The sequence below is a fragment of the Citrobacter farmeri genome (assembly GCF_019048065.1).
Classification (GTDB): Bacteria; Pseudomonadota; Gammaproteobacteria; order Enterobacterales; family Enterobacteriaceae; genus Citrobacter_A; species Citrobacter_A farmeri.
This window is the reverse complement of record NZ_CP077291.1, coordinates 3,157,244-3,183,331: the sequence shown is the minus strand read 5'-3', so window position 1 is coordinate 3,183,331 and position 26,088 is coordinate 3,157,244. Positions and strand designations below refer to the sequence as shown.

The window sequence follows — 26,088 nt, the reverse complement described above, 5'->3', positions numbered from 1 at the left end:
CTACCAGTCAATTCCCGCCTGAGCCTGAATACCGCTGTCAAACGCATGCTTCACTGGGCGTAGTTCACTCACCGTATCGGCAAGTTCCAGTAGCTGCGCATGGCAACCCCGTCCGGTTACAATCACACTTTGCTGCGCCGGACGCTCCCGGATAGCGGCGATCACCTCTTCGGTATCAAGATAGTGATACGCCAGCATATAAGTGAGTTCGTCCAGTACCACCAGATCGTAATGAACGTCTGCCAGCATACGCTTGCTCTCTTTCCAGACGGCAAGCGCTGCCGCGATATCCGACTCACGATTTTGCGTTTCCCAGGTAAACCCGGTGCCCATAATGTGAAACTCAACGCCCAGCGGGTGCAGGGTGTTATATTCGCCATTATCCCACTGACCTTTGATGAACTGCGCGACGCCAACGGTTTTACCGTGTCCCACCGCACGCGTGGCGGTGCCAAAGGCGGCCGTGGATTTCCCTTTTCCATTCCCGGTGAAAACGATCAAAATCCCTTTTTGTTCCGTGGCGGCAGCCACGCGGAGATCAACCTGTTCTTTCAGCTTTTGCTGACGCTGGCGATGACGATCGCCATTGGCTCGCGCTTGCATAAACGCTCCTTAATGTCCTGCCGGGCAGGATGCACAACGGTGCTGTTGTTCAAACTGGCTGAAGAAGTTGTTCCCTTTGTCATCTACCAGCACGAAGGCAGGCAGGTTTTCAACTTCCATCATCCAGACCGCTTCCATTCCCAGTTCGGGATATTCGAGGCAGCGCAGGCTTTTCACATACTGCTGTGCCAGTAAGGCTGCGGCACCGCCGATACTGCCGAGGTTGAATCCTCCGTGTTTATGGCACGCCTCGGTTACCTGCGAACCACGGTTGCCTTTTGACAGCATGACCAGGCTACCGCCCGCGGCCTGGAAGGCATCGACATAGCCGTCCATGCGCCCGCCGGTGGTTGGCCCGAGCGAACCGCAAGCCATCTGGTCCGGTGTTTTAGCCGGGCCCGCGTAGTAAACAATGTGATCTTTCATGTACGCCGGCATTGCTTCGCCGTTGTCCAGGCGCGCTTTGAGTTTGGCGTGCACGATGTCGCGGGCGACGACAATCGGACCATTCAGGGAAAGTCGTGTGCCGACGGGCAAAGCGGATAGATCATGCAGGATTTCGCGCAGCGGACGGTTCAGATCCAGGTTTACGCTCTGCGCGCTGTTCTCGACGCGACTGGATTCCGGGATAAATTTACCTGGATTATGCTCGAGTTTTTCCAGCCAGATCCCGTGCTTGTTGATCTTCGCTTTGATATTGCGATCGGCGGAGCAGGAGAGGGCCATTGCGATCGGACAGGAGCCGCCGTGGCGTGGTAGACGAATCACGCGGATATCATGGGCGAAATATTTCCCGCCAAATTGTGCGCCAATGCCAAATTCACGACTGGCGTTAAGCAGCGTAGATTCCAGCGCCGTGTCACGAAACGCCTGACCCAGCTCGTTACCGCTGGTGGGCAGATTGTCGTAATACTTGGTTGAAGCCAGTTTGGCGACCTTGAGCGACTGGTCAGCGGAGAGACCGCCGATCACAAAGGCAATGTGATACGGCGGGCAGGCGGCCGTGCCCAGCGATTTCATCTTCTCGATCAGGAATGCGGTGAGTTTTTCCGGTTGCAGGATAGATTTAGTTTCCTGGAACAGTGCCGCTTTGTTGGCTGAGCCGCCGCCCTTATTGACGAACAGGAAGCGGTATTCGTTACCCGGTGTGGCGCTGATGTCAATCTGTGCCGGCAGGTTCGTACCCGTGTTAACTTCGTTGTACATATCCAGCGGGGCGTTTTGCGAATAGCGCAGATTATTTTCTTTAAAGGTCGTGTAAATCCCTTTGCTGAGCGCTTCGGCATCATCGCCGCCGGTCCATATCTGCTGACCTTTGCAGGCGACAACCGTCGCCGTACCCGTGTCCTGGCAGTTCGGCAACACGCCTTTCGCCGACACTTCTGCATTACGTAACAGCTGTAGGGCGACGTATTTGTCGTTACTGCTGGCCTGCGGATCGTGCAGGATGCTGGCGATCTGCTTTAAATGTCCGGTGCGCAGGAAGAACGATGCTTCATAGAATGCCTGTTGAGCCAGCAGCGTTAATGCTTCCGGCGCCACTTTGATGACCTCCTGGCCATCTAATTCTGTCACCGTAACATGCTGATTGCTCAGTAATTCGTATTCCGTACTCTCTTTGCTTTGTACAAAGAGTTCTTGCCAGACAAAGGGTTTAGACATGTTACTTCTCACGTTAAGGTTGATATCGCCGGAGGGCGGCGTCGCGCCGTATCCGACCAACAAAAATGCCTGATTCGTAGGCCGGATGCGCATCACGCGCGCGCCGGCGTCCGCTTAATGCGCCATAAAGAGATTGGCCTGCGTTGCATGGGCAACATATTCAATGGTTTGCTGGGCGCGCACGCTGTTCCCGGCGCTATCCAGCGGGGGGGAATAAACGGCGATGGCATATTGTCCCGGAACCACCGCGACCATCCCGCCGCCGACGCCGCTCTTCGCCGGAATACCGACGGTGTACAGCCATTTACCGCTGCCGTCGTAGAGGCCAGCGATGGCCATTTCTGCCAGCACCTGCGGCACATAGCGTTCATTCAGCAACTGTTTGCCGTTGAATGGTGATTTGCCCTTATTGGCCAACACGGCCCCCATTTTGGCGAGTTGCTCAACGGTGATATCCACTGAACACTGGCGGGTGTAGATCTCTACGGCATCTTGTGTGTTGCCATAAAAGCTGTTGTACGACGCCATCAGTTGCGCCAGCGCCTGGTTGTGCTGATTGGTCTCCATTTCCGATCTGAACACCGGTTCATTGACCGTGAGCGTGGCATCGGCCCAGTCGTTCAGGTTGGCGAGGATTTTGTTCCAGCGGTCGGTTTTGTCTTTCGCCTCAATCAGGCTGACGGTACTCATGGCACCAGCATTGACCAGCGGATTCTCCGGTGCGCCTTTCGTGAGTTCGACGGCGAGACCTGAATTAAAAGGCAGGCCGGTGGCATTTGCGCCAAGTTTATCCAGCACTTCCTGCGGCCCGCGTTGTTCCATCGCCAGCGCCAGGGTAAAGACTTTACTCAGCGACTCCATCGGGAACGCTTTGTTGATGTCTCCAGCCTGGTAAATTTTTCCGTCAACGGTGGCGAGGGTAATGGCGAAGTTGTTGGGGCTGTATGCGGCAAGAGCAGGGATATAATCGGCGACGTTGCCGTCGTGGTTACTTTTGTATTTCTGGTGCGCCTGTTCGATTAGCGCAGCGTAATCCGGCACGGGTTGCGCCAGCGTGGCAGCGCTAAAGAGCAGGCTGGTGGTGATGATGCTTGCGGCAAATAGAGTGTTTTTCATCGTGCAATCCTGTTGGTGTGGTCATCCTGATGCCGGATGGCGGGCGCCATCCGGCAACTTCATGCAATCAGGACATCACCACTTCTGACGGTTCAGTTGCAGGACGCTCCTGTTCCGGCGTTTTGACCGGCGCAGTGCCCCGGCAGCCTGAACCGAAGTGTTCACCTTCCCAGCGACCGACAATGGCGGCGCCCATGGCGTTACTCATGACGTTGGTCGCAGAGCGGCCCATGTCGAGGAACGGATCGACGCCCATCAGCAGAATCAGCCCCGCTTCCGGAATGTTGAACTGGTTGAGGGTAGCGGCAATGACCACCATCGAGGCACGCGGTACGCCCGCCATCCCTTTGGAAGTCAACATCAGGATCAGCAGCATGGTGATCTGCTCGCCCATGCTCAGTTCAATGTTGCACGCCTGCGCGATAAAGACAGTGGCAAACGAGCAGTAGGCCATTGAACCGACAAGGTTAAAGGAGTAGCCGATAGGCAGCACAAAGCTGGCAATCTTGGACGAAACACCGAATTTCTCCAGCTTATCCAGGGTGCCAGGGAACGCGGCTTCAGAGCTGGAAGTGGTGAACGCCAGCAGTGCCGGTTCGAGGATCGCTTTTGTCAGGCGACTGATGCATGGACCGACAATCACCGTTGACAGGCCGATCAGGATCGCCCACAGCATGCCCAGCGTCAGGTAGAACTCACCCATGAAGATCCCGGCGCTAACCATCACGCCCAGTCCGCGTTCAGCGATCAGCCCGGAGATGGCGGCGAACACCGTCAGCGGGGCGAACAGCATGACGTAACCTGTCAGCTTCAGCATCACGTGAACCAGCGAGTCGAGCACTTTCACGATAGGCTCGGCTTTTTCGCCAATGGCGGCCAGGCTGCAACCGAGGAAAATCGAGAACACCACGATTTGCAGGATTTCGTTACGCGCCATCGCATCCACGATGCTGGTCGGTACGGCGTGAGAGATAAACACTTTCAGCGTGAACGGTTCTGACTGCACGGCCGCCACGGCCCCTGCGTCATGGGCGACGAAGTTAATGCCCGCGCCTGGCTGGAACAGATTGACGATGACCAAACCCAGTGCGATCGACAACAGTGAGGCGCAGATAAACAGGAAAAAAGTTTTTGAGAATATACGCCCCAGCGTTTTGGCATCGCCCATTTTCGCGATACCAACGACCAGGGTTGAAATAACCAACGGCGCGATAATCATTTTTACCATACGTAAAAAGATGGTGGTAAAAATAGAAATATCTTGCGCGTACGATTTTGCTGTATCTGCCGATGCCATATTATTAATAGCCACCCCGGCAATCATGCCGAGTATCAGGCCTAATATGATCATTTTGGTTAGACTTATTTTCTTCATGTTTACTCCATCGGATCAAGGTTGGTCGGTAAAATTATGTAGGGCGGCGTGCGCCTGAGCGTAGACAGCAGCTCAGATGCACGCCTGTTGTGACCAACCGCATGAATTATCTGGAATACAGTGATACAGCGAAATCCTGTACGCCAATGGACGTTGTTGTATTTTTTAAATTACAGATCAAACTCAATACTTAATAATGGCGCATGCTGCTGCGCACCATAAACATCATTGTCACCAACGTTACCGGAAATAATATCGCGAGGCATCACGATTTTTACGGCATTTGCCGGATCAAACCAGACGATGCGATGAATAAAATCAGGTTCAACGTTATATAAGCGGGCAATTAACTGCGGTGTTAATTGCTCAGAACGTTTTACCCGCTGATAGTCTTCGCGCGTTTTAAATAAAATATCTAACACCAGTTCATACGGTCCGGCGTTTTTGGAACGAATCACCTGCGCCAGGGTGCAAATAGCGTGTTTCATGCCTGAACTCCTTCTGGCGTCACCTGTTCGATATGGAAGTCAAAACGCAGGGCGTCGCTGGCTTCGATCAGGTGATAGATTGAGAACTCATACACCGGGCCGCTTTGAATATCGGATGGCGAGAACGGGAAGGCGAGGTTGCCTGCCGTGGCGATCCGGTTTTCGTAGCCGTAGTGCAGCAGGGTAGAGCGCACCAGCGAACAGACGCTGTTGGCGATATCCTGGGTTGGTGCGACCACGTCCAGCAAAATACCCAGCTCATGCCCGGCAGTTTGCATCGGTTCATGATTGCCCATCACGCCGTTTTTGCCGTACAGGTGGAACGTCATGCGGATACTGTCATCATTCAGTGAGAGGTTGCGGGCAACGCTGGCCTGCACTTCTTCGAGAATGGTGTCGATGCCAGCAATCATGATCGGATCGCGGGTACCGGCAATGGTCAGGCAGCGGAAGCCCACCTGGCGCGCGCCTTCCAGCTTCAGCGCATACGGCGTTTCTTCATGACGGGAACCGCTGACGTACACTTCGCCATCGTTTACCGCTTTGAAGCTGCACCCTTTCAGGTTCAGTACGCCGCCCGGGCCTGGCAGGAAGTACGGATCGGACTTCTCATACAGGGTGTGCGCCGCCGCCGACGTTTCGGTGAACTTGCGCTTTGGATTGAACGTCTTCAGCGTAAAGCCGTTATCGTCGATAATTCCCATCGCGCAGTCGGAACCGGAACCTGGGGTGGCGGCAATGGCCGCACATTCCAGGATCTTGCCACAGTGCAGCGCCAGACCTTCATCGAAGCCTTGCATAATCGGCAGCGCGGCGAAGCAGGCTGGATCGTAAGCCCGGCCACCCAATACCACCTGCGCTCCCGCTTTCAGCGCACGCTGGAACGGTTCGATACCCATCTGCGCCACGATGTAGGTGCTCTCTTCGATCGCCTCGTGGGTCAGTGCCGGAACAAAGTCCAGTGCGGTGATTTTGCCGTTATCCAGCGCCTGATGAACCACCTCTTTATTTACATCTGATGGGATCAGGGCCATTGAGAAGGACAGTTTTTCTTCCTGCGCAATCTCAAGGATAATCTGCCGACACCACTCAAGGTGCGGTGCAGCACCCGATCCGCCGGCGGTGCCGATCACCACCGGAATGTTGTTCTTAACGCCCGCCGTGATCATATAACGCAGATCGCGTTTCACTCCGGCCCTGTCGGTAAAGGGTTTACCCGCCCCCAGATAGTGGGGGCCAGGATCGGAGGAGCCTGCGTCAACCGCGATCAGATCCGGTGACTCTTCCATGGCTTTACGAAAGCTCTCTTCCGGGAAGCCATAACCCAGGATTGCCGTCGGCGATAAGATTTTAAATGTGCGTGCCATCTCTTAATCCTTAGTCTGCAACAGCGCGATGGTGCGGTTCATTTCGTTAAACACGATATTGAGACCTTCATCGAAGCCCATGCCAGGCTTGATCAGCATACGCATCGGACGTGCGGCGAGAGCCACATGTACGCAGGTGCGGGCGCTGATTTCAGTTTCGTTACAGGTACCGCCCTGGTAGGCTTCCATCCCGTGTTTGTTGCAGTACAGTACGGCGTCAACGATGTTGTGAATGCCACCGAGATCCGGGGTTTTGATCTGCACCATGTGGCAGCTGCCGGCATCGGTGAAGTCCACGATGTCCTGATAGGTGTTACACCATTCGTCCGCGACAATTTTCACGCCGGAACCCAGGCGGGTCAGCTCTTTGGTGATGGCGGTCAGCATGCGGATCTGATCCGGCTTGTTGCCTGCATCAACCGGGCCTTCAATGTACAGCGGCAGACCCTGTGCCTCTTTTTCCAGGCTGGCGATGTACTCGGCGCAGCGTACCGGGTCCATATCGAAGATCAGTCCGATGGTGCCATACACATCGATATGCAGCGTCGGATGGTAGCGTGGGCTGCTGCGCAGGTTGAGAATACGGTCGGACAACCAGCGCACATACTCACGCAGTTTTTCGCCTTTGAAACCGAGCTTCTCTTCCACGTTGTTGATCAGCGCGTGCGGCAGGACGTCAACACCTTTGAGGATCATCTTGTCGACGGCGATGTAGCGGTCGTCGCCGCTCTGACCAAATAATGGAATGGCTTCCGGTACGCAGGGCAGTTGCCATTCATCGCACACCACTTCCGTTTTCAGGCGGCCCGAGGCCAGCGCGGTAGCATCAAGCAGTGCCTGTGACAGACCGTAACGAACGGCGGTATGCAGCAAATTACCGTCGATACGCAGTTTGTCGAAGAAACGGGCGTTCGGCAGGAATGCATCCACGTCGCGACCTTCGAGCAGCGGTTTAATGTGATCGTTGAGGAACGGAATAAAATGTTCAGCCAGGAACAGCGGATCGCGGCCACCGGCACCGGAGTACTGCACCGCGGCGCAATCACCCACCGCCACCGCACCGTTTTCCAGAATCAGCTGTACGGAAACGCACTCGCCGGCTTGGCGCACAGAGGTAAAGCCCGGGGTGACCGGATCGCCGGTATAAATAAACCCGTCATGACCTGCGCCATTTTTGATCGCCTGCTGGTCATCAAAATAGAATGAGGAGTAGCCAGCGGTGAAAAGCGCCTGTTTAATTTTCATTATGGTCTTCCTATTAATTGACTGTGGGATACAGCGTTGATGTCATCAACAACCATCTGGAATGAGGGTTTACGTCCTTCGAAATGCGCGCGCTCGGCAACATAGTCATGGTGCAGGGCGAGAATGTCTTTCGGCAGCGGAACCGAGCCGGCTTCCAGAACGCGGATAGCGCCGGAGTTGTCGCGAACCGGCAGGATTTTCCCGGCGTTGCAGGAGGCCGGGGCGAAAGGCACATCCAGGACGCCTGCTTCAAAGGCCAGTACTGTACCGCGCGCGATATCGCCGTTGCCCAGCTCAAACACTTTCTTGAGGACCGCGCGAACTTCGCTCTTAATCAGATCCACTTCCTGTTCTACTGCTGCGCACGGTGGGAATTTCTGGTCGCTGACCATATTGAGCATCTGACGCGATGCGCGCAGTCTCTGGGCGTTAGCCGCCGCGGTTGGGATACCGAAGGCTTCGTGCGGGCTCTTGGTGATCACTTTGGTGGCACCGGACATACCGGCGACCGCTGCACCCCAGGAAATAATGGCGAACGCTTTGGATTCATCTTCCGGGAAGCCGCCCATCCACTGGTGGAAGACGGTGCTCAGCTCGTAATCATTGAAACCGTAATTCTGGAAATACTCGTGGGACAGTTCGCGCAGTGACTGGATCGCAGCAATGTCCTGCGTCAGGCTGCCCACCTGGCCGTAACCGACGGTGATGGACTTCACGCCCTGTTCCAGTGCCAGCAGACCTTCGATAATCGCCACCGCGTGAGACATGAACGGCGGGATCAGCGTGCCGGTCAGCGGGCCAAACGGTTCGCGGTTAATGCGAATGCCATGTTCTTCATACAGCCCCATCAGACGGTCGCAGTACTGCCAGTCACGAATAGATTTTTCCAACGTGACGCGCTTGGCGTAAGGGATGTTGTAGGAGATACCGCCGCCTTCGTAACTGGTGAAGCCGCTGGCCATGGCGATCTCCGCCAGCAGACGCGCATCCGGCGTACCGTGGCGTACCTGAATCGGTTTCTCCAGCGCTTCGGTCATCCGACGGCAGGCCGCCACGCCGTGGTTAACCACCGGCAGTCCGTTGAGCTTTGAGGTCCCGGCTTCGATGGATTTCTGGATCCCAATAGCGGCTTCTTCATAACGATTCAAACGGGTGTAGGCATCGATGGTGCTGGGCAGCAGGTCGCACTCTACCTGTAGGGTTTTCAGCAGTTCGATGTGCTCATCCATCAGCGCAACGCCGGCACGCGGTTGGCTCAGGGTTTTCCCTTCCTGATCCGCCTTCAATAAGGCATGAGAGAAACGTTTTTTCTCAGGAATGGTCTGCTGGTACTTCACGCCATCTTCAAAATGTTCGACGTCTTTGCCGGTATGCCACGTCTGCAACACCTGATGCCGCTCAGTCATAAATTCGTCATGGGTCAATTTCTTATTTCGAAGTTCCATTCGTCGCTGCCTTAGGTTTTATAGGGTTAAACAGTGAATGCTGGTGCGCGCAGCGGCCTGGGGATCCAGTCTGGCAACGTTTGCCAGCAGCGGAAGCAGACCCTTTGCATCGCGGTAGTACTCAAACTGAGTGGGTAAAAGAATGCGTCTGCCGTCGTTGTCCAGTTCGCGATATTTGAGCCAGCGATGGATATCAAACTGACTGGCGCGGGAGAGCCAGCCACCCGAGCCAACCACTTTGCGTACGGTGGTCAGGTCGCGCCCCATCTGTAAATCGACATTGCCAACGCAGGTACAAACCTGCTTTTTGGTGCCTGCGTGACGCTCGGCGGCGTAACCAACGCACAGCCCGGCTAACAGAGAGTCAAAGTATTTCTCTTCCTCGCTCTGCGGCAGATAATCGGGATGCGTTACCAGATAGCGCAGGTAGCCATAGAAGGCCTCCTGGCGAGCCGGTTGCTGAGCGAATACCACCTTCACCAGTTCCTGGGTGCTTTCGCCCACCACCACAGCGGAGACGCGCATGCCGAGATCGCCTTCCACGGTGCGCTTAACGAACGGCTCCGGGACGCCGTGAAGCACGGTGTCGGGCGAGAGGGTATTGGCACTGGCGGAATAGACGTCGGTGGTCGCACCGCCCATGTCGATGAGCATGAACTCTCTCCATGCGCTATCGACTTCGCTGATGGCTTTCACCAGTTCGTACACCGTCCAGGGCGTCGGCATGGGTTCTTCGCCGGTTTCACCGACAATCACATCCAGTCCTTTGCCTTTCACGATGCGGGACAGAAAGACATCACAAATCGCTTTGCGGGCGGCGAAGGGATTCGGGTGATCGAGATCGGGCAGAATATTGTCTACCGTGGTCAGATCTTTGTGTCCCAGAATCGCCTGAACATCGTCCTGAATGTCACGGTTTCCGGCGTAGATAATGGCGCAGTCGAGGCTGGACTCCGCCAGCGCATGCGCGTTGGCCAGGCCGTAGCTCTCTTCGCCACCGTCGGTACCACCGGTAAACAGCAGAATGTCCGGCGGCGAGGCCTCCAGCGCCTGAATATCATGGCGATTCAGCTTGTACGAATAGTACTGGGCGATTTTTGCCCCGGCGGAATGCGCCGTGACTTTTGCCGATTCCAGGGTGATCGACGGCACCAGTCCCATTGCGGCGACGGCAAGGCCGCCTTTTGCCGACGAGGAGTATTTCAGTGTCACTTCACCGCGCTTGAGCAGTGGGCGCGCATCGGCAACGTTCAGCACCTGGTTCAGGCTGGCGAAAAAACCATCCGCCAGATGATGGGTCGTCGTCGGAGTCAGAACGTGGTTAACCAGCGTTAACGCATCCCCCTCCTTTGCGAAGAGGGCTGCTTTGGTCCACGTCGAGCCGATATCGACAGAGACGGTTTGCATCAGATGGCCTCTTCCAGACAACGCTGTTCAACGCCGTGGCGCTTGTTGATATCCGCTGCCATCAACTGGCAAACATCTTCGAGATCGTGGCTTGGGGCGAAGACACGCTGGAAGCCCATCTCTTTAAACTTGGCTTCGACGTCCGCGAAGTCATGTTTCCCGACCACCAGATTGCCGCCGACGTACAGAAGGATATCGCCAATACCGCGTTCGATGCAGCGCTCGCGCAGCCCCAGGCAGTCAATGTCGCCATGACCATAAATGGAAGAAACGACAATTGCATCGGCGCCCGTCTCGATCGCGGCATCGATATATTCATCCTGGCTCACCATTACGCCCAGATTGATTACGCGAAAATCATGGGCAGTAAAAACGCGGTCCAGAACTTTATTGCCTACGGCATGGCAGTCAGCACCAATGACGCCAATAACGAGTGTTGATTTTTTCATGGGTAATCCTCTCCAGGACTCAGGGTAAGAAATAAAATGTTTTGCAATGTTTTAATAGGAACGGAGTGTCGTGGGGCAGGGGTGATGATGCAATTGATCTATTTTCAGAATATCATTCGAAAAACGACTGTTCTGCGAATGAAAATTAAAAAACCTTTACTTTCATAATGTTATAATTAAATCTTTACATGGGTAATATTTTAATGACGAGGAGTCTATTAAACGGAGTTTCATGTTTGTGATCTGAGTCCTGTTTATTTGTCTTTGAACGAAAAGGGCGTTTAAATAACTTCAGAAGAAGAAATGTGAGATAGATAACGGAATTAACTGCCCCCTTAATATAGACATAAAAATAACTGTTAATAAAAGGCTAATAATTTGTTCTGAGTGCGTTTGTATTATTCAATTAAGCTGTACGCCATTCCAGTCAACCCGTGTTGCCTTCTGGTCACCTCTTACCGTTTTCGGTAAGTGTTCCGCAAACGTATCATCATAAAATTGATGGGGTGAGTGGACTGACAAAGGGGGAGTTCATACCGGGGAGGAGTGAACGATTCTTCGCCAACATTCTGAACAGGCCGGGACATATCTGGCGGAATAATCAGCAAACAGATCGGTGCTGCGTACGGTGTCATCTTATTGTTAACGGAATAATAACAATGCGGTGTTAATTCATTTCTCCTTAAAAGTAAAATAATTGTGAATAATGACGTGTGAACTCTTCACCTCTGGAAAATAGCCGAAAATTGACTACGCTAAATTGATCGGGCCAGGGCTACGGAAAATGCCGCTACCGCGTTAATTTAAACACTGTCTTTTTATATATACATTTTCATCTGGTAACCATTCCTACCCGCAAAGACACATGTTGGCAACATGTTTTTCACTACAAATACTAAAATTAAACATGATTAACAAAAAGCACTGTTTTTGATTTAAATCAATGTTTAAACGTTGGAAAAAGGATGCGAAACACGATAAATTGTCGCCGATCAAATTGGTGGAAAGATGATAAATTCGCTATAAATTGATCACTGTCGAAAAATGCAAATCTTCCTCAATAAAAACCTGTTTATTGTAAGGATTTTGCGGCGTAATATAATTGCGGGATCAATTTGAGTTTTTTATTAACATGTTTGTAACCTTTCGCCCTTTCTGTTTCCTTCTCCAGGAAAACAGTAACGGTGAGAGTGCACAAATAAATTTGTATTGGGGCATGCGTGTGACCCTTTCTAACGGGGTCACTCTCGGAGTCTTCATGCGATGAGCAAGGAGTCATGATGTTAGATATAGTCGAACTGTCGCGCTTACAGTTTGCCTTGACCGCGATGTACCACTTCCTTTTTGTGCCACTGACGCTCGGTATGGCGTTCCTGCTGGCCATTATGGAAACGGTCTACGTCCTTTCCGGCAAACAGATTTATAAAGATATGACTAAGTTCTGGGGCAAGTTGTTTGGTATCAACTTCGCTCTGGGTGTGGCAACCGGGCTGACTATGGAGTTCCAGTTCGGGACAAACTGGTCTTATTATTCTCACTATGTGGGGGATATCTTCGGTGCGCCGCTGGCGATCGAAGGTCTGATGGCCTTCTTCCTCGAATCCACCTTTGTAGGTCTGTTCTTCTTCGGCTGGGATCGTCTGGGCAAAGTTCAGCACATGGCGGTAACCTGGCTGGTCGCTTTAGGTTCTAACCTGTCAGCTCTGTGGATCCTGGTCGCAAACGGCTGGATGCAGAACCCTATCGCATCGGATTTCAACTTCGAAACCATGCGTATGGAGATGGTGAGCTTCTCTGAACTGGTCCTTAACCCGGTCGCTCAGGTGAAATTTGTTCACACCGTGGCGTCTGGCTATGTGACCGGTGCGATGTTCGTGCTCGGCATCAGTGCGTACTACCTGCTGAAAGGCCGCGACATCGCTTTCGCAAAACGCTCTTTCGCTATTGCTGCCAGCTTCGGTATGGCTGCCGTGCTGTCTGTTATCGTTCTGGGTGATGAATCCGGTTACGAAATGGGCGACGTGCAGAAAACCAAACTCGCTGCAATTGAAGCAGAGTGGGAGACTCAGCCTGCTCCGGCTGCCTTTACCTTGTTCGGTATTCCGGACCAGGAAACGCAGGAAAATAAACTGGCGATTCAGATCCCTTACGCATTGGGCATCATAGCCACGCGTTCTGTGGACACGCCGGTTATTGGTTTGAAAGACCTGATGGTGCAGCATGAAGAGCGTATCCGTAACGGGATGAAAGCGTATGAACTGCTGGAGCAACTGCGTGCAGGTTCGACCGATCAGGCGGTTCGCGATCAGTTCAACAGCATGAAGAAAGACCTCGGCTATGGTCTGCTGCTGAAACGCTATACTCCGAACGTCTCTGATGCGACTGAAGCTCAGATTCAGCAGGCGACGAAAGATTCTATTCCACGCGTTGCGCCGCTGTATTTTGCCTTCCGTATCATGGTGGCATGCGGCTTCCTGCTGCTGGCGATCATTGCGCTCTCCTTCTGGAGTGTGATTCGTAACCGCATTGGCGAGAAGAAATGGCTGCTGCGCGCCGCGCTGTACGGTATTCCGCTGCCGTGGATTGCTGTAGAAGCCGGCTGGTTTGTCGCTGAATATGGCCGTCAGCCGTGGGCGATCGGTGAGGTGTTGCCAACCGCAGTGGCGAACTCGTCGCTGACCGTCGGCGACCTGCTGTTCTCCATGATCCTGATTTGCGGCCTGTATACCCTGTTCCTGGTGGCTGAACTGTTCCTGATGTTCAAGTTCGCACGCCTTGGCCCAAGCAGCCTGAAAACCGGTCGCTATCACTTTGAGCAGTCCACCGCGACTACTCAGCCGGCACGCTAAGACAGGAGTCGTCAAATGATCGATTATGAAGTACTACGTTTTATCTGGTGGCTGCTGGTTGGCATTCTGCTGATTGGATTTGCGGTCACCGATGGCTTCGACATGGGGGTGGGCATGCTCACCCGTTTCCTCGGTCGTAACGATACCGAGCGTCGAATTATGATTAACTCCATCGCCCCGCACTGGGACGGTAACCAGGTGTGGCTTATCACCGCGGGCGGCGCACTGTTTGCGGCCTGGCCGATGGTCTATGCCGCTGCGTTCTCCGGATTCTATGTGGCGATGATCCTCGTGCTGGCGTCCTTGTTCTTTCGTCCGGTCGGTTTTGATTACCGCTCTAAGATTGAAGATACTCGCTGGCGTAACATGTGGGACTGGGGCATCTTCGTGGGGAGTTTCGTGCCGCCGCTGGTGATCGGCGTGGCATTTGGCAACCTGTTGCAGGGCGTACCTTTCCATATTGATGAGTACCTGCGTCTGTATTATACCGGTAACTTCTTCCAGTTACTGAACCCGTTTGGCCTGCTGGCTGGCGTGGTGAGCGTGGGGATGATCATTACTCAGGGCGCGACCTATCTGCAGATGCGTACCGTGGGTGAACTGCACCTGCGTGCCCGTGCGACATCGCAAATTGCGGCGCTGGTCACTCTGGTCTGCTTCGCGCTGGCGGGGGTCTGGGTGATGTACGGTATTGACGGCTACGTGGTGACCTCTGCGGTTGACCATCATGCGGCGTCTAACCCGCTGACCAAAGAAGTGGCGCGTGAAGCGGGTGCCTGGATGGTGAATTTCAACAATGCACCTATCCTGTGGCTGGTTCCGGCACTGGGCGTGGCGCTGCCGCTGCTGACAATTCTGACGTCCCGTATGGAGAAAGGGGCATGGGCATTCCTGTTCTCTTCTCTGACGTTGGCCTGCATCATCCTGACTGCCGGTATCGCGATGTTCCCGTTCGTGATGCCTTCAAGCACCATGATGAACGCAAGCCTGACCATGTGGGATGCGACGTCCAGCCAGTTGACGTTGAATGTGATGACCTGGGTTGCTGTAGTGTTTGTACCGATCATTCTCATCTACACCACCTGGTGTTACTGGAAAATGTTTGGTCGCATCACCAAAGAACATATTGAAAGCAATACCCACTCTCTGTACTAAGTAAGGAGCAAAACTATGTGGTATTTCGCCTGGATTCTGGGAACGCTTCTTGCCTGTGCATTTGGGATCATCACCGCGCTGGCCCTTGAGCACGTCGAGGCAAGCAAAGACGGTCAAGAAGAACACTGATGACCACCCTGATCGCGATGCAATATAACGCGATGGACAAGCGCCCGTTACGGGCGCTTTCTTTGGTGATGGCGTTAGTGTTAGCAGGATGTATGTTTTGGGACCCCTCCCGCTTCGCGGCTAAAACCAGCGGGCTGGAAATCTGGCACGGTCTGCTGCTGATGTGGGCAGTCTGTGCGGGCATCATTCATGGCGTGGGTTTTCGGCCTCGCGCCGCACACTGGCAAGGGATTTTTTCTCCGCTACTCGCCGATATCGTGCTTATTGTCGGTCTCATTTTCTTCTTCTTTTGAATAAGAAACATCCTTAATGATCTATGGGCTTGCATAAGCCCATAAATTTTTACTCTCCCTTAACCTCTCCCCATTCCCAAGCCTCAATCGCGCGCGTATAGTAGCAACGTTTAAAAGCACTAACTTTTGTTGCATTACCGGGATGTAAAGTGAATACAACGCTGTTTCGATGGCCGGTACGTGTCTACTACGAAGACACCGACGCCGGTGGTGTGGTTTATCATGCCAGTTACGTCGCTTTTTATGAAAGAGCACGCACAGAGATGCTGCGTCATCATCACTTCAGTCAGCAGGTGTTGCTGGCGGAGCGAGTTGCCTTCGTGGTGCGAAAAATGACGCTGGAATACTATGCGCCTGCGCGACTCGACGATATGCTCGAAATCCAAACAGAAATTACGTCAATGCGTGGCACCTCTTTGGTTTTCACGCAACGCATTGTCAACGCAGAGAACACCGTGCTCAATGAGGCTGAGGTTCTGATTGTTTGCGTTGATCCACTCAAAATGAAGCCTCGTGCGCTTCCCAAGTCTATTGTCGCGGAGTTTAAGCAGTGACTGACATGAATATCCTTGATTTGTTCCTGAAGGCAAGCCTTCTGGTTAAACTTATCATGTTGATTTTGATTGGTTTTTCAATCGCATCCTGGGCCATCATTATCCAGCGGACCCGTATTCTTAACGCTGCAGCGCGTGAAGCCGAAGCGTTCGAAGACAAGTTCTGGTCCGGAATCGAACTGTCTCGTCTGTATCAGGAGAGCCAGGGACGCCGTGATAATCTGGCGGGTTCGGAACAAATCTTCTATAGCGGGTTCAAAGAGTTTGCGCGACTGCATCGGGCAAACAGTCATGCGCCAGAGGCCGTAGTGGAAGGAGCATCTCGTGCGATGCGAATTTCGATGAACCGTGAACTTGAAACGCTGGAAACGCATATTCCGTTCCTTGGCACCGTAGGTTCTATCAGTCCGTATATCGGTCTGTTCGGTACCGTGTGGGGGATCATGCACGCGTTTATCGCGCTCGGGGCGGTAAAACAGGCGACGTTGCAGATGGTTGCACCGGGTATCGCGGAAGCATTGATTGCCACAGCGATTGGTCTGTTTGCTGCAATCCCGGCGGTCATGGCCTACAACCGCCTGAATCAGCGTGTTAACAAGCTGGAACTGAATTACGACAACTTTATGGAAGAGTTCACCGCGATTCTGCACCGTCAGGCGTTTACCGTTAGCGAAAGCAACAAGGGGTAAGCCATGGCCAGATCGCGTGGACGAGGTCGTCGCGACCTGAAGTCCGAAATCAACATCGTACCGTTGCTCGACGTCCTGCTGGTGCTGCTGCTGATCTTTATGGCGACAGCGCCGATCATTACGCAGAGCGTGGAAGTCGATCTGCCGGATGCGACCGAGTCGCAGGCTGTGAGCAGCAACGACAATCCGCCGGTCATTATTGAAGTTTCCGGAGTAGGGCAGTACAGCGTGGTGGTAGAGAAGGATCGAATGGATCAACTGCCGCCGGAACAGGTGATTGCCGAAGCGAAAAGTCGTCTGGAGTCAAATCCGAAAACGGTCTTCTTGATCGGGGGCGCGAAAGACGTGCCTTACGATGAAATAATTAAAGCGCTGAACTTGTTGCACAGCGCGGGTGTGAAGTCGGTTGGCTTAATGACGCAGCCTATCTGATCATTTGCGTCTCTGGTTTGAAAGAGAGCGTGTAACAGGCGAACAGTTTTTGGGAACCGAGAGTGTCAAAGGCAACCGAACAAAACGACAAGCTCAAACGGGCGATAATTATTTCAGCGGTACTGCATGTCATTCTATTTGCAGTCCTGATCTGGAGTTCGTTCGATGAGCATATAGAGGCTTCAGCCGGCGGCGGCGGTGGTTCTTCCATCGATGCCGTGATGGTTGATCCTGGCGCCGTGGTTCAGCAGTACGAACGTCAGCAGCAGCAACAGTCGAGTGCGCAGCGTGCCAAAGAGCAACGTGAAAAACTGGAGCAGCAGCAGGCGGAAGAGCTTCGCGAGAAGCAGGCTGCAGAACAGGAACGGCTTAAGCAGATTGAGAAAGAACGTTTAGCGGCTCAGGAACAGCAGAAGCAGGCTGAAGCTGATGCGAAGAAAGCGCAGGAACAGCAGAAACAGGCTGAAGAAGCGGCGCAGAAAGCCGCAGCAGATGCCAAAGCGAAAGCTGACGCGCAGGTGAAAGAAGCCGCAGAAGCCGCGAAGAAAGCCGCGGCGGATGCACAGAAGAAAGCGGAAGCAGAAGCGGCTAAAGCTGCTGCTGATGCGAAGAAGAAAGCGGAAGCAGAAGCGGCTAAAGCTGCAGCCGACGCGAAGAAGAAAGCCGAAGCTGAAGCTGCTAAGCAGGCTCAGGCCGACGCTGCGAAGAAAGCAGCCGCAGAAAAAGCCGCGGCAGCCAAAGCAGCAGCGGCCGAGAAAGCCGCCGCTGAGAAAAAAGCGGCCGCGGAAAAGGCTGCCGCTGATAAAAAAGCTGCAGTTGAGAAAGCCGCTGCCGATAAGAAAGCCGCTGCAGAAAAAGCCGCGGCGGCCAAAAAGGCTGCGGCGGAAAAAGCCGCTGCGGCATCCGGCGTTGACGATCTGCTTGGCGATCTCAGCTCTGGTAAGAATGCGCCGAAAACCGGCGGTGGGGCAAAAGGGAACAACGCTTCTCCTGCGGGGAGTGGTAATACTAAAAATAATGGCGCATCAGGCGCGGACATCAGCAACTATGCCGGGCAGATTAAATCTGCTATTGAGAGCAAGTTCTACGACGCATCGTCTTATGCAGGTAAGACCTGTACGCTGCGGATAAAACTGGCTTCTGACGGTATGTTGCTTGATATCCAGTCTGAAGGTGGCGATCCCGCGCTTTGTCAGGCAGCGCTTGCTGCAGCCCGACAAGCGAAGATTCCAAAACCACCGAGCCAGGCGGTATATGAAGTGTTTAAAAATGCACCTCTGGACTTTAAACCGTAAGCTAAACTTTCCCCGTCATGACGGGGAAAACAATCTGCGGTAGTCGCTGGGTTCTGGTAGTTTTGTGTATTTGAGTTTGTTAACATTCTGCTAAATTATCGTGGGCAGATCGCCCGGATAAGGGAGATATGATGAAGCAGGCATTACGAGTAGCATTTGGTTTTTTAATGCTGTGGGCAGCGGTGCTGCATGCAGAAGTTCGTATCGAGATCACCCAGGGGGTGGACTCGGCGCGCCCGATTGGCGTTGTGCCATTCCAGTGGGCAGGGCCGGGTGCTGCACCTGAAGATATCGGTGGTATCGTTGGCGCAGACCTGCGCAACAGCGGTAAATTCAATCCGCTAGACCGGTCTCGTTTGCCGCAGCAGCCGGGGACTGCGCAGGAAGTACAACCTGCTGCCTGGTCTGCGCTGGGTATTGATGCGGTCGTGGTCGGTCAGGTTACTCCTAATCCGGACGGTTCCTACAATGTCGCCTATCAACTGGTTGACACCGGCGGCGCACCGGGTACTGTACTGGCTCAGAACTCCTACAAAGTGAACAAGCAATGGCTGCGTTATGCTGGTCATACTGCCAGTGACGAAGTGTTTGAGAAACTGACCGGCATTAAAGGCGCATTCCGCACTCGTATCGCGTATGTTGTGCAGACTAACGGCGGCCAGTTCCCGTATGAACTGCGCGTGTCTGACTACGATGGCTACAACCAGTTTGTGGTTCACCGTTCACCACAGCCGTTGATGTCTCCGGCCTGGTCTCCGGACGGTTCTAAACTGGCGTATGTGACCTTCGAAAGCGGTCGTTCTGCACTGGTTATTCAGACGCTGTCTAACGGTGCTGTTCGTCAGGTTGCGTCATTCCCGCGTCACAACGGTGCGCCGGCGTTCTCTCCGGATGGCAGCAAACTGGCATTTGCCCTGTCTAAAACCGGGAGTCTGAACCTGTACGTGATGGATGTTGGCTCTGGCCAGATCCGTCAGGTGACCGATGGTCGCAGCAACAATACGGAGCCGACCTGGTTCCCGGACAGCCAAAACCTGGCCTTTACGTCGGATCAGGCGGGTCGTCCGCAAGTGTATAAAGTTAACGTTAATGGCGGTGCTCCGCAGCGTATTACCTGGGAAGGTTCACAAAACCAGGATGCTGATGTCAGCAGCGACGGCAAATTTATGGTAATGGTAAGTTCGGCCAATGGTCAGCAGCACATTGCCAAACAAGATCTGGTAGCGGGTGGCGTACAAGTTCTGTCGTCAACGTTCCTGGACGAAACGCCAAGTCTGGCACCTAACGGCACTATGGTAATCTACAGCTCTTCTCAGGGGATGGGATCCGTGCTGAATTTGGTTTCTACAGATGGGCGTTTCAAAGCGCGTCTTCCGGCAACTGATGGACAGGTTAAATTCCCTGCCTGGTCGCCGTATCTGTGATAATAAATAATTGATTAATAAAGGAATCATTGAAATGCAACTGAACAAAGTGCTGAAAGGGCTGATGATCGCTCTGCCTGTTATGGCTATTGCGGCATGTTCTTCTAACAAGAACGCCAGCAATGACGGCAGCGAAGGCATGCTGGGTGCCGGCACTGGTATGGATGCAAACGGCAGCGGCAACATGTCCTCCGAAGAGCAAGCGCGTCTGCAGATGCAACAACTGCAGCAGAACAACATCGTTTACTTCGATCTGGACAAGTACGATATCCGTTCTGACTTCGCTGCAATGCTGGATGCGCACGCTAACTTCCTGCGTAGCAACCCGTCTTACAAAGTCACCGTAGAAGGTCACGCGGACGAACGTGGTACTCCTGAGTACAACATCTCCCTGGGTGAACGTCGTGCGAACGCTGTTAAGATGTACCTGCAGGGTAAAGGCGTTTCTGCTGACCAGATCTCCATCGTTTCTTACGGTAAAGAAAAACCTGCAGTACTGGGTCACGACGAAGCGGCTTACTCCAAAAACCGTCGTGCCGTACTGGTTTACTAAGAGAATTGCATGAGCAGTAACTTCAGACATCATCTGTTGAGTCTGTCGTTACTGGTTGGCATAGCGGCCCCCTGGGCCGCTTTTGCTCAGGCGCCAATCAGTAGTGTCGGCTCAGGCTCGGTCGAAGACCGTGTCACTCAACTCGAGCGTATTTCTAACGCTCACAGCCAGCTTTTAACCCAACTCCAGCAGCAACTCTCTGATAATCAGGCCGATATCGACTCCCTGCGTGGTCAAATTCAGGAAAGTCAGTATCAACTGAATCAGGTCGTTGAGCGTCAGAAGCAGATCCTGTTGCAGATGGACAGTTTGAGTAGCGCTGGTGCTACTGCGCAACCTGCTAGCGGCGATCAGAGCGGAGCTGCAACGGGGGCAGCGACACCTGCGCCTGATGCGGGTGCTGCGACGTCGGGAGCGCCGGTACAAAGCGGTGACGCGAATACCGATTACAATGCGGCAATCGCTCTGGTGCAGGATAAATCCCGCCAGGATGATGCGATTGTGGCATTCCAGAACTTCATCAAAAAGTACCCTGATTCTACCTATCAGCCGAATGCCAACTATTGGCTCGGTCAGTTGAATTACAACAAGGGTAAAAAAGATGATGCCGCGTTTTATTTTGCTTCGGTGGTAAAGAACTACCCGAAGTCACCTAAGGCGTCCGACGCGATGTATAAAGTCGGCGTGATCATGCAGGACAAAGGTGACAGCGCGAAAGCGAAAGCGGTATATCAGCAGGTTATCAGCAAATATCCAGGCACCGAAGGCGCGAAACAAGCGCAGAAACGTCTTGGCGCGATGTAATGCACAGCATGCGACCAGAAATCGAATTATTTCTGGTCGTGTCGTGCGATTCCTAAGCAGTTGAGTGATCTGCATCGAAATTTTTGTTGCGCTCAATTCTGAAATCAGTAATATATGCCGCCGTTGCCACGGGATATCAAACATCCTGAAAACAACGCAAAAGTGGGTCGTTAGCTCAGTTGGTAGAGCAGTTGACTTTTAATCAATTGGTCGCAGGTTCGAATCCTGCACGACCCACCAATCGTTACGGTGGAAAACGATAGTAAAGCGTGAAGGATAACGTTGCGTCAGCAACGGCCCGTAGGGCAAGGCAAAGCCGAGTCATCCTGCACGACCCACCACTCATAAAGTGAGTCAGTAGTATCCAGCGTAGTATCGGGTGATTAGCTCAGCTGGGAGAGCACCTCCCTTACAAGGAGGGGGTCGGCGGTTCGATCCCGTCATCACCCACCACTCGGGTCGTTAGCTCAGTTGGTAGAGCAGTTGACTTTTAATCAATTGGTCGCAGGTTCGAATCCTGCACGACCCACCAATTTAACATCGCACTCAGATGTTGAACGTGAAGGATAACGTTGCGTCAGCAACGGCCCGAAGGGCGAGGCAAAGCCGAGTCATCCTGCACGACCCACCAATTTTAAATTGGTAACCGAGTAAAATCTTTCAGGTAACACCCGAACGGGTCGTTAGCTCAGTTGGTAGAGCAGTTGACTTTTAATCAATTGGTCGCAGGTTCGAATCCTGCACGACCCACCATCCTGAATGATAAAGTAAGAAAATCCCGCAAGGGGTCGTTAGCTCAGTTGGTAGAGCAGTTGACTTTTAATCAATTGGTCGCAGGTTCGAATCCTGCACGACCCACCAGTGTAAAAAGGCGCCCTAAAGGCGCCTTTTTGCTATGTGCAGAATTTGATGATTTGAACCTGCAGCAGGTTCGGTGTTGAGCGCAGCGAAACAACGGAGCCGCTTGCGGCGACGGCTCGAAGGGCGAGCGAAGCGAGTCATCCTGCACGACCCACCAGTGTAAAAGAGGGCGCTGGCGGCGCCTTTTTGCTATGTGCAGAATTTGATGATTCGAACCTGTGTCATGCCTGATGGCGCTTCGCTTATCAGGCCTACAATGATTGGCCAGGTCAATGGCTACGTCCTTGTAGGCCGGATAAGGCATCAGGTCGCGTTATCCAGTGTCAGCAAGCGCAATTGTTGTGACTTTTTCTGCTCAATCCGCTATCTTGTTTAGCATATAAAACAAATATGACCGATCATGACATGCTTCACGTCTTTAGTCGGTTATTTCGTTAAGCCAGTAAAACGAGAAAGCATGATGAGCGTGATGTTTGACCCTGAAGCCGCAATCTATCCATTTCCCCCGAAGCCTGTACCTTTGAGCGTTGATGAAAAGGCGTTCTACCGCGAAAAGATCAAGCGCCTGCTGAAAGAGCGCGATGCGGTGATGGTCGCGCACTATTACACTGACCCTGAAATCCAGCAACTGGCGGAAGAGACCGGCGGTTGTATCTCTGATTCACTGGAGATGGCCCGCTTTGGCGCTAATCATCCTGCCTCGACGCTGCTTGTCGCAGGGGTGCGCTTTATGGGCGAGACGGCTAAAATCCTCAGCCCGGAAAAAACCATTTTAATGCCGACTCTGGAGGCGGAATGCTCGTTAGATCTCGGGTGTCCGATTGACGCGTTCAGCACGTTCTGCGATGCCCATCCGGATCGCACCGTCGTGGTCTACGCGAATACTTCTGCGGCGGTTAAGGCTCGCGCCGACTGGGTGGTGACGTCCAGTATTGCCGTTGAACTGATTGAGCATCTGGATAGTTTGGGTGAAAAAATCATCTGGGCACCGGATCGTCATCTTGGGAAATATGTCCAGAAACAGACGGGTGCGGATGTTCTTTGCTGGCAGGGGGCGTGCATCGTCCATGATGAGTTCAAAACGCAGGCGCTGACTCGTATGAAAGGGCTGTATCCGGATGCGGCGATCCTGGTTCATCCGGAATCACCACAGTCGATAGTGGACATGGCCGACGCCGTTGGTTCGACCAGTCAGCTCATTAATGCAGCCAAAACCTTGCCGCATCAGCAACTTATTGTCGCCACCGATCGCGGGATTTTCTATAAAATGCAGCAAGCGGTGCCGGGTAAAGAGTTGCTGGAAGCACCCACTGCCGGTGAAGGCGCCACCTGTCGCAGTTGCGCGCACTGTCCGTGGATGGCGATGAACGGCCTCAAAGCGATCGCTGAAGGCCTGGAGCAGGGTGGGAAGCCCCATGAGATACACGTTGATGAGGCGCTGCGAGAAGGCGCACTCGTGCCGTTAAATCGCATGCTGGAATTTGCGGCTACACTACGTGCGTAGATAATCAAACGCTCTGGGGGAAAAGATGGACTTTTTTAGCACGCAGAACATTCTGGTACATATTCCAATCGGTGCAGGAGGTTACGATCTGTCATGGATCGAAGCCGTGGGCACCATTGCCGGTTTGCTGTGTATTGGCCTTGCCAGCATGGAGAAGATCAGCAACTACGTTTTCGGCCTGATTAACGTCACGTTGTTTGCGATTATCTTTTTCCAGATCCAGCTTTACGCCAGCCTGCTGCTGCAGCTTTTCTTCTTCGCGGCCAACATTTATGGCTGGTACGCCTGGTCGCGGCAGACCACACAAAACGAGGCGGAACTTAAAATTCGCTGGTTGCCCCTGCCTAAGGCGCTGGGCTGGCTGGCGGTTTGCGTGGTGGCGATTGGCCTGATGACGGTCTATATCGACCCGGTTTTTGCCTTTTTGACCCGCATTGCGGTGACAATCATGCAGATGCTGGGCTTGCAGGTTACCGTTTTGCAACTGCAGCCTGATGCCTTCCCCTTCTGGGATTCTTGTATGATGGTGCTGTCGATTGTGGCGATGATCCTGATGACTCGTAAATACGTCGAGAACTGGCTGCTGTGGGTCGTTATCAATGTGATTAGCGTCGTGATCTTTGCCCTGCAAGGGGTCTATGCGATGTCGCTGGAGTACTTGATCCTGACCTTCATTGCGCTCAACGGCAGCAGGATGTGGATTAACAGCGCGCGCGAACGAGGCTCACACGCGCTGTCTCATTAGTGATGGTGATGTGAATGGTCGGACACTTTCTGGTTCAGATCGCAGTCCGGCCCATGACAGGGCTGATATTCCATCTGAATGGTGGCATGTTCAATCTGGTAATGATGAATGAGGAAGTGCTGGATGCGTTCCAGCAGCCCGTCATGATCGTGCGGCGGGATCACCTGTACATGCAGGGTCATGACGGGTTTTTCTCCCACCATCCACACGTGCACGTGATGCACGTTACGCACTTCGGGAAGCTCCCGGCTGAGGTGGCGTTGCAGGGCAGCGATATCCAGCGAGACCGGGGCACCTTCCAGTAACTCATTCACGCTATCTTTCAATAAACGCCACGCGCTGCGCAGGACCAGCAGCGAAACCAGTATGGACAGAATGGGGTCCGCTGGCGTCCAGCCGGTCCAGATAATAATCACCGCCGCGACGATAGCCCCGACTGAACCCAGTAAATCGCCCATCACATGCAGTGCTGCGGCGCGTACGTTCAGGTTTTTCTCTTCGCTGCCGCGATGCAGGATCCAGAAGGCAAGGATGTTTGCCAGCAAGCCAGCGACGGCGATGATCATCATCATGCCGCCCGCAACCGGGCGAGGCGTGTAGAAGCGCTCAATCGCCTCCCAGACAATTAAAATTGTAATGACCACCAGCGCAATCGCATTAACGAAAGCGGCCAGCGTTGTAAGCCTCAGCCAGCCAAAAGTGTGGCGAATGGTCGGCGGTCGGCGGGCAAACTGGACGGCCATCAGTGCAAACAATAGCGCGGCGGCATCGGTCAGCATATGTCCGGCATCGGCGAGCAGCGCCAGCGAACCGGATAAAATCCCGCCTACCACTTCCAGCAACATGAAGCCCGCCGTGATGCAAAACGCGAGCAGCAGTCGGCGGGCATTACCATCTTCGGGCAGGTGAGGGGCAGAATGAGAGTGTGAGTGCGCCATAATGTCATCCCTTAGTTATTCTCATCTTAACTGTATGACATCATACCGTTTCTGGACGAATAATATAAAAAGGAGAGCCAGCGCTCTCCCCTTATCAGCCCGATTTTCAGTTTTACTGCGTGGTGCCATCGGTTTTGCTATCAACCTCGTTGTTCATACCATCACCGGTTTCCACTTTTTTGTTCATGTCCGGGCAGCGCCCGTCCTTACACATCGTGTTTTTGTGCACCTCATCCTGGGTCATTCCCTCGTGATTCATGGATGAACCATTCGGATGCAACATCGTGCCACCTGAATTGATATTGTCGTTATCGACATTATTTGGGGCGACGTTTTCTTTTGCATCCGGAGCAACCTGGCCGGCGTCGGCGGCGGCATTCGCCTGGCCATTATTGCTTTGGGTGCTGGTTTCGGCGGCCAGGGCAGCGCCGCTGGCGAGGCTGAGCGTGGCGGTCAGGAAAAGTGAAGCCAGTTTTGTTATTTGCATAAGATGCTCCTGTTTTGGTTGAGATGTCGGATAACGTCTTCCAACAGTGCATATGCCAGTCAAAGGGTCAGGCAATGGTTAAAGATCCCAAACGAGCGCAAAGGCTCAGCAGAGAATCTTGAAAAGATTCATAAACAGAGTGGTTACAGTTAAAAATTGTAGGTTAGATCTCGTTTATCGCTACTTTCTGGCGTTTTTTAGCCGAATTCCAGGATTAAT

25 protein-coding genes, 5 tRNA genes and 1 other RNA gene are annotated in these 26,088 nt (G+C 53.3%); 19 read left to right on the top strand and 12 right to left on the bottom strand.

Annotation, left to right across the window (positions count from 1 at the left end; translation table 11 throughout):
- The 10 genes from cobO to glmS form a co-directional block, all read right to left on the bottom strand.
- Complete coding sequence (gene cobO, locus I6L53_RS15015) at nt 1–603, bottom strand: cob(I)yrinic acid a,c-diamide adenosyltransferase (protein ID WP_042320623.1); 603 nt, start codon at nt 601–603, stop codon at nt 1–3.
- A gap of 9 nt (nt 604–612) precedes the next feature.
- Nucleotides 613–2,265 carry a class I fumarate hydratase gene (locus tag I6L53_RS15010; RefSeq protein WP_042320927.1) on the bottom strand — a complete coding sequence of 551 codons (1,653 nt, stop codon included), beginning with the start codon at nt 2,263–2,265 and terminating at the stop codon, nt 613–615.
- A gap of 114 nt (nt 2,266–2,379) precedes the next feature.
- The gene (gene glsA / locus I6L53_RS15005) at nt 2,380–3,381 is read right to left on the bottom strand and encodes a glutaminase A (protein WP_042320617.1); all 1,002 of its coding nucleotides are present in this window, start codon (nt 3,379–3,381) and stop codon (nt 2,380–2,382) included.
- A 67-nt stretch (nt 3,382–3,448) separates the two neighbouring features.
- Nucleotides 3,449–4,756, bottom strand: coding sequence for a dicarboxylate/amino acid:cation symporter (locus tag I6L53_RS15000; RefSeq protein WP_042320616.1), 1,308 nt, complete (start codon nt 4,754–4,756; stop codon nt 3,449–3,451).
- Between the two features lie 170 nt (nt 4,757–4,926).
- A complete protein-coding gene (locus I6L53_RS14995; protein ID WP_042320615.1) occupies nt 4,927–5,244 on the bottom strand; it encodes a DUF4387 domain-containing protein in 318 nt (105 codons plus the stop codon).
- A complete protein-coding gene (locus I6L53_RS14990) occupies nt 5,241–6,611 on the bottom strand; it encodes an acyclic terpene utilization AtuA family protein (RefSeq protein WP_042320613.1) in 1,371 nt (456 codons plus the stop codon). Before I6L53_RS14990 ends, I6L53_RS14995 begins: the two co-directional genes overlap by 4 nt.
- Nucleotides 6,612–6,614: 3 nt before the next feature.
- Complete coding sequence (locus I6L53_RS14985) at nt 6,615–7,856, bottom strand: methylaspartate ammonia-lyase (protein ID WP_042320610.1); 1,242 nt, start codon at nt 7,854–7,856, stop codon at nt 6,615–6,617.
- Nucleotides 7,856–9,301 (bottom strand): methylaspartate mutase subunit E, encoded by a 1,446-nt coding sequence (locus I6L53_RS14980; RefSeq protein ID WP_217124950.1) that lies wholly within the window; start codon nt 9,299–9,301, stop codon nt 7,856–7,858. Before I6L53_RS14980 ends, I6L53_RS14985 begins: the two co-directional genes overlap by 1 nt.
- An 18-nt stretch (nt 9,302–9,319) precedes the next feature.
- Nucleotides 9,320–10,708 (bottom strand): methylaspartate mutase accessory protein GlmL, encoded by a 1,389-nt coding sequence (gene glmL, locus I6L53_RS14975; protein WP_042320607.1) that lies wholly within the window; start codon nt 10,706–10,708, stop codon nt 9,320–9,322.
- Nucleotides 10,708–11,157, bottom strand: coding sequence for a methylaspartate mutase subunit S (glmS, locus tag I6L53_RS14970; RefSeq protein WP_042320605.1), 450 nt, complete (start codon nt 11,155–11,157; stop codon nt 10,708–10,710). Before glmS ends, glmL begins: the two co-directional genes overlap by 1 nt.
- Nucleotides 11,158–12,437: 1,280 nt before the next feature.
- Between glmS and cydA the strand changes: the two genes are divergently transcribed.
- The 19 genes from cydA to pnuC all read left to right on the top strand — a co-directional run bounded on the left by cydA (nt 12,438) and on the right by pnuC (nt 24,444).
- Nucleotides 12,438–14,006 carry a cytochrome ubiquinol oxidase subunit I gene (gene cydA, locus I6L53_RS14965; RefSeq protein WP_042320604.1) on the top strand — a complete coding sequence of 523 codons (1,569 nt, stop codon included), beginning with the start codon at nt 12,438–12,440 and terminating at the stop codon, nt 14,004–14,006.
- A 15-nt stretch (nt 14,007–14,021) separates the two neighbouring features.
- Complete coding sequence (cydB, locus tag I6L53_RS14960) at nt 14,022–15,161, top strand: cytochrome d ubiquinol oxidase subunit II (RefSeq protein ID WP_042320601.1); 1,140 nt, start codon at nt 14,022–14,024, stop codon at nt 15,159–15,161.
- Nucleotides 15,162–15,176: 15 nt separating this feature from the next.
- Complete coding sequence (gene cydX, locus I6L53_RS14955) at nt 15,177–15,290, top strand: cytochrome bd-I oxidase subunit CydX (protein WP_042320599.1); 114 nt, start codon at nt 15,177–15,179, stop codon at nt 15,288–15,290.
- Nucleotides 15,290–15,583 carry a cyd operon protein YbgE gene (gene ybgE, locus I6L53_RS14950; protein ID WP_042320596.1) on the top strand — a complete coding sequence of 98 codons (294 nt, stop codon included), beginning with the start codon at nt 15,290–15,292 and terminating at the stop codon, nt 15,581–15,583. Before cydX ends, ybgE begins: the two co-directional genes overlap by 1 nt.
- 149 nt (nt 15,584–15,732) lie before the next feature.
- Nucleotides 15,733–16,137 (top strand): tol-pal system-associated acyl-CoA thioesterase, encoded by a 405-nt coding sequence (ybgC, locus tag I6L53_RS14945; protein ID WP_042320594.1) that lies wholly within the window; start codon nt 15,733–15,735, stop codon nt 16,135–16,137.
- A complete protein-coding gene (tolQ, locus tag I6L53_RS14940; protein ID WP_080343208.1) occupies nt 16,134–16,826 on the top strand; it encodes a Tol-Pal system protein TolQ in 693 nt (230 codons plus the stop codon). The genes ybgC and tolQ overlap by 4 nt, the downstream gene beginning before the upstream one ends.
- 3 nt (nt 16,827–16,829) lie before the next feature.
- The gene (gene tolR / locus I6L53_RS14935) at nt 16,830–17,258 is read left to right on the top strand and encodes a colicin uptake protein TolR (RefSeq protein WP_042320591.1); all 429 of its coding nucleotides are present in this window, start codon (nt 16,830–16,832) and stop codon (nt 17,256–17,258) included.
- 62 nt (nt 17,259–17,320) lie between these two features.
- Complete coding sequence (gene tolA, locus I6L53_RS14930; RefSeq protein ID WP_042320589.1) at nt 17,321–18,553, top strand: cell envelope integrity protein TolA; 1,233 nt, start codon at nt 17,321–17,323, stop codon at nt 18,551–18,553.
- A 131-nt stretch (nt 18,554–18,684) separates the two neighbouring features.
- Nucleotides 18,685–19,977: a Tol-Pal system beta propeller repeat protein TolB gene (gene tolB, locus I6L53_RS14925; RefSeq protein ID WP_042320586.1), complete on the top strand. Its 1,293-nt coding sequence runs from the start codon at nt 18,685–18,687 to the stop codon at nt 19,975–19,977.
- Nucleotides 19,978–20,011: 34 nt separating this feature from the next.
- Entirely contained in the window at nt 20,012–20,530 is a 519-nt protein-coding gene (pal, locus tag I6L53_RS14920) for a peptidoglycan-associated lipoprotein Pal (RefSeq protein ID WP_006685431.1), read from the top strand.
- A 9-nt stretch (nt 20,531–20,539) separates the two neighbouring features.
- Entirely contained in the window at nt 20,540–21,334 is a 795-nt protein-coding gene (gene cpoB, locus I6L53_RS14915) for a cell division protein CpoB (RefSeq protein ID WP_042320585.1), read from the top strand.
- Nucleotides 21,335–21,498: 164 nt separating this feature from the next.
- Nucleotides 21,499–21,574 (top strand) — tRNA-Lys (locus tag I6L53_RS14910).
- 137 nt (nt 21,575–21,711) lie between these two features.
- Nucleotides 21,712–21,787: transfer RNA gene (locus I6L53_RS14905), tRNA-Val, on the top strand.
- Between the two features lie 3 nt (nt 21,788–21,790).
- Nucleotides 21,791–21,866: transfer RNA gene (locus tag I6L53_RS14900), tRNA-Lys, on the top strand.
- A gap of 145 nt (nt 21,867–22,011) precedes the next feature.
- A tRNA-Lys gene (locus I6L53_RS14895) sits at nt 22,012–22,087 on the top strand.
- 32 nt (nt 22,088–22,119) lie between these two features.
- Nucleotides 22,120–22,195: transfer RNA gene (locus I6L53_RS14890), tRNA-Lys, on the top strand.
- Between the two features lie 22 nt (nt 22,196–22,217).
- Nucleotides 22,218–22,352: non-coding RNA, RtT sRNA (locus I6L53_RS14885), on the top strand.
- 303 nt (nt 22,353–22,655) lie between these two features.
- Complete coding sequence (gene nadA / locus I6L53_RS14880) at nt 22,656–23,699, top strand: quinolinate synthase NadA (protein WP_042320553.1); 1,044 nt, start codon at nt 22,656–22,658, stop codon at nt 23,697–23,699.
- Between the two features lie 25 nt (nt 23,700–23,724).
- Nucleotides 23,725–24,444 carry a nicotinamide riboside transporter PnuC gene (pnuC, locus tag I6L53_RS14875; RefSeq protein WP_042320551.1) on the top strand — a complete coding sequence of 240 codons (720 nt, stop codon included), beginning with the start codon at nt 23,725–23,727 and terminating at the stop codon, nt 24,442–24,444.
- Here pnuC and zitB read toward each other — a convergent pair.
- Complete coding sequence (zitB, locus tag I6L53_RS14870; RefSeq protein WP_042320547.1) at nt 24,441–25,382, bottom strand: CDF family zinc transporter ZitB; 942 nt, start codon at nt 25,380–25,382, stop codon at nt 24,441–24,443. The two genes, pnuC and zitB, sit on opposite strands and share 4 nt — an antisense overlap.
- A 112-nt stretch (nt 25,383–25,494) precedes the next feature.
- A complete protein-coding gene (locus I6L53_RS14865) occupies nt 25,495–25,869 on the bottom strand; it encodes a YbgS-like family protein (RefSeq protein WP_042320545.1) in 375 nt (124 codons plus the stop codon).
- Nucleotides 25,870–26,088 lie beyond the last annotated feature (219 nt).

Bases quoted from the DNA above. Each gene is read 5' to 3' on its own strand.
- glmL (WP_042320607.1), bottom strand. From the start codon at position 10,708: ATGCAAACCGTCTCTGTCGATATCGGCTCGACGTGGACCAAAGCAGCC.
- zitB (WP_042320547.1), bottom strand. From the start codon at position 25,382: ATGGCGCACTCACACTCTCATTCTGCCCCTCACCTGCCCGAAGATGGT.
- glsA (WP_042320617.1), bottom strand. From the start codon at position 3,381: ATGAAAAACACTCTATTTGCCGCAAGCATCATCACCACCAGCCTGCTC.
- cobO (WP_042320623.1), bottom strand. From the start codon at position 603: ATGCAAGCGCGAGCCAATGGCGATCGTCATCGCCAGCGTCAGCAAAAG.
- pnuC (WP_042320551.1), top strand. From the start codon at position 23,725: ATGGACTTTTTTAGCACGCAGAACATTCTGGTACATATTCCAATCGGT.
- tolB (WP_042320586.1), top strand. From the start codon at position 18,685: ATGAAGCAGGCATTACGAGTAGCATTTGGTTTTTTAATGCTGTGGGCA.
- ybgE (WP_042320596.1), top strand. From the start codon at position 15,290: ATGACCACCCTGATCGCGATGCAATATAACGCGATGGACAAGCGCCCG.
- cydB (WP_042320601.1), top strand. From the start codon at position 14,022: ATGATCGATTATGAAGTACTACGTTTTATCTGGTGGCTGCTGGTTGGC.
- nadA (WP_042320553.1), top strand. From the start codon at position 22,656: ATGAGCGTGATGTTTGACCCTGAAGCCGCAATCTATCCATTTCCCCCG.
- I6L53_RS14995 (WP_042320615.1), bottom strand. From the start codon at position 5,244: ATGAAACACGCTATTTGCACCCTGGCGCAGGTGATTCGTTCCAAAAAC.
- cydX (WP_042320599.1), top strand. From the start codon at position 15,177: ATGTGGTATTTCGCCTGGATTCTGGGAACGCTTCTTGCCTGTGCATTT.
- I6L53_RS15010 (WP_042320927.1), bottom strand. From the start codon at position 2,265: ATGTCTAAACCCTTTGTCTGGCAAGAACTCTTTGTACAAAGCAAAGAG.
- I6L53_RS15000 (WP_042320616.1), bottom strand. From the start codon at position 4,756: ATGAAGAAAATAAGTCTAACCAAAATGATCATATTAGGCCTGATACTC.
- I6L53_RS14980 (WP_217124950.1), bottom strand. From the start codon at position 9,301: ATGGAACTTCGAAATAAGAAATTGACCCATGACGAATTTATGACTGAG.
- tolR (WP_042320591.1), top strand. From the start codon at position 16,830: ATGGCCAGATCGCGTGGACGAGGTCGTCGCGACCTGAAGTCCGAAATC.
- cydA (WP_042320604.1), top strand. From the start codon at position 12,438: ATGTTAGATATAGTCGAACTGTCGCGCTTACAGTTTGCCTTGACCGCG.
- I6L53_RS14985 (WP_042320610.1), bottom strand. From the start codon at position 7,856: ATGAAAATTAAACAGGCGCTTTTCACCGCTGGCTACTCCTCATTCTAT.
- glmS (WP_042320605.1), bottom strand. From the start codon at position 11,157: ATGAAAAAATCAACACTCGTTATTGGCGTCATTGGTGCTGACTGCCAT.
- I6L53_RS14990 (WP_042320613.1), bottom strand. From the start codon at position 6,611: ATGGCACGCACATTTAAAATCTTATCGCCGACGGCAATCCTGGGTTAT.
- pal (WP_006685431.1), top strand. From the start codon at position 20,012: ATGCAACTGAACAAAGTGCTGAAAGGGCTGATGATCGCTCTGCCTGTT.
- cpoB (WP_042320585.1), top strand. From the start codon at position 20,540: ATGAGCAGTAACTTCAGACATCATCTGTTGAGTCTGTCGTTACTGGTT.
- I6L53_RS14865 (WP_042320545.1), bottom strand. From the start codon at position 25,869: ATGCAAATAACAAAACTGGCTTCACTTTTCCTGACCGCCACGCTCAGC.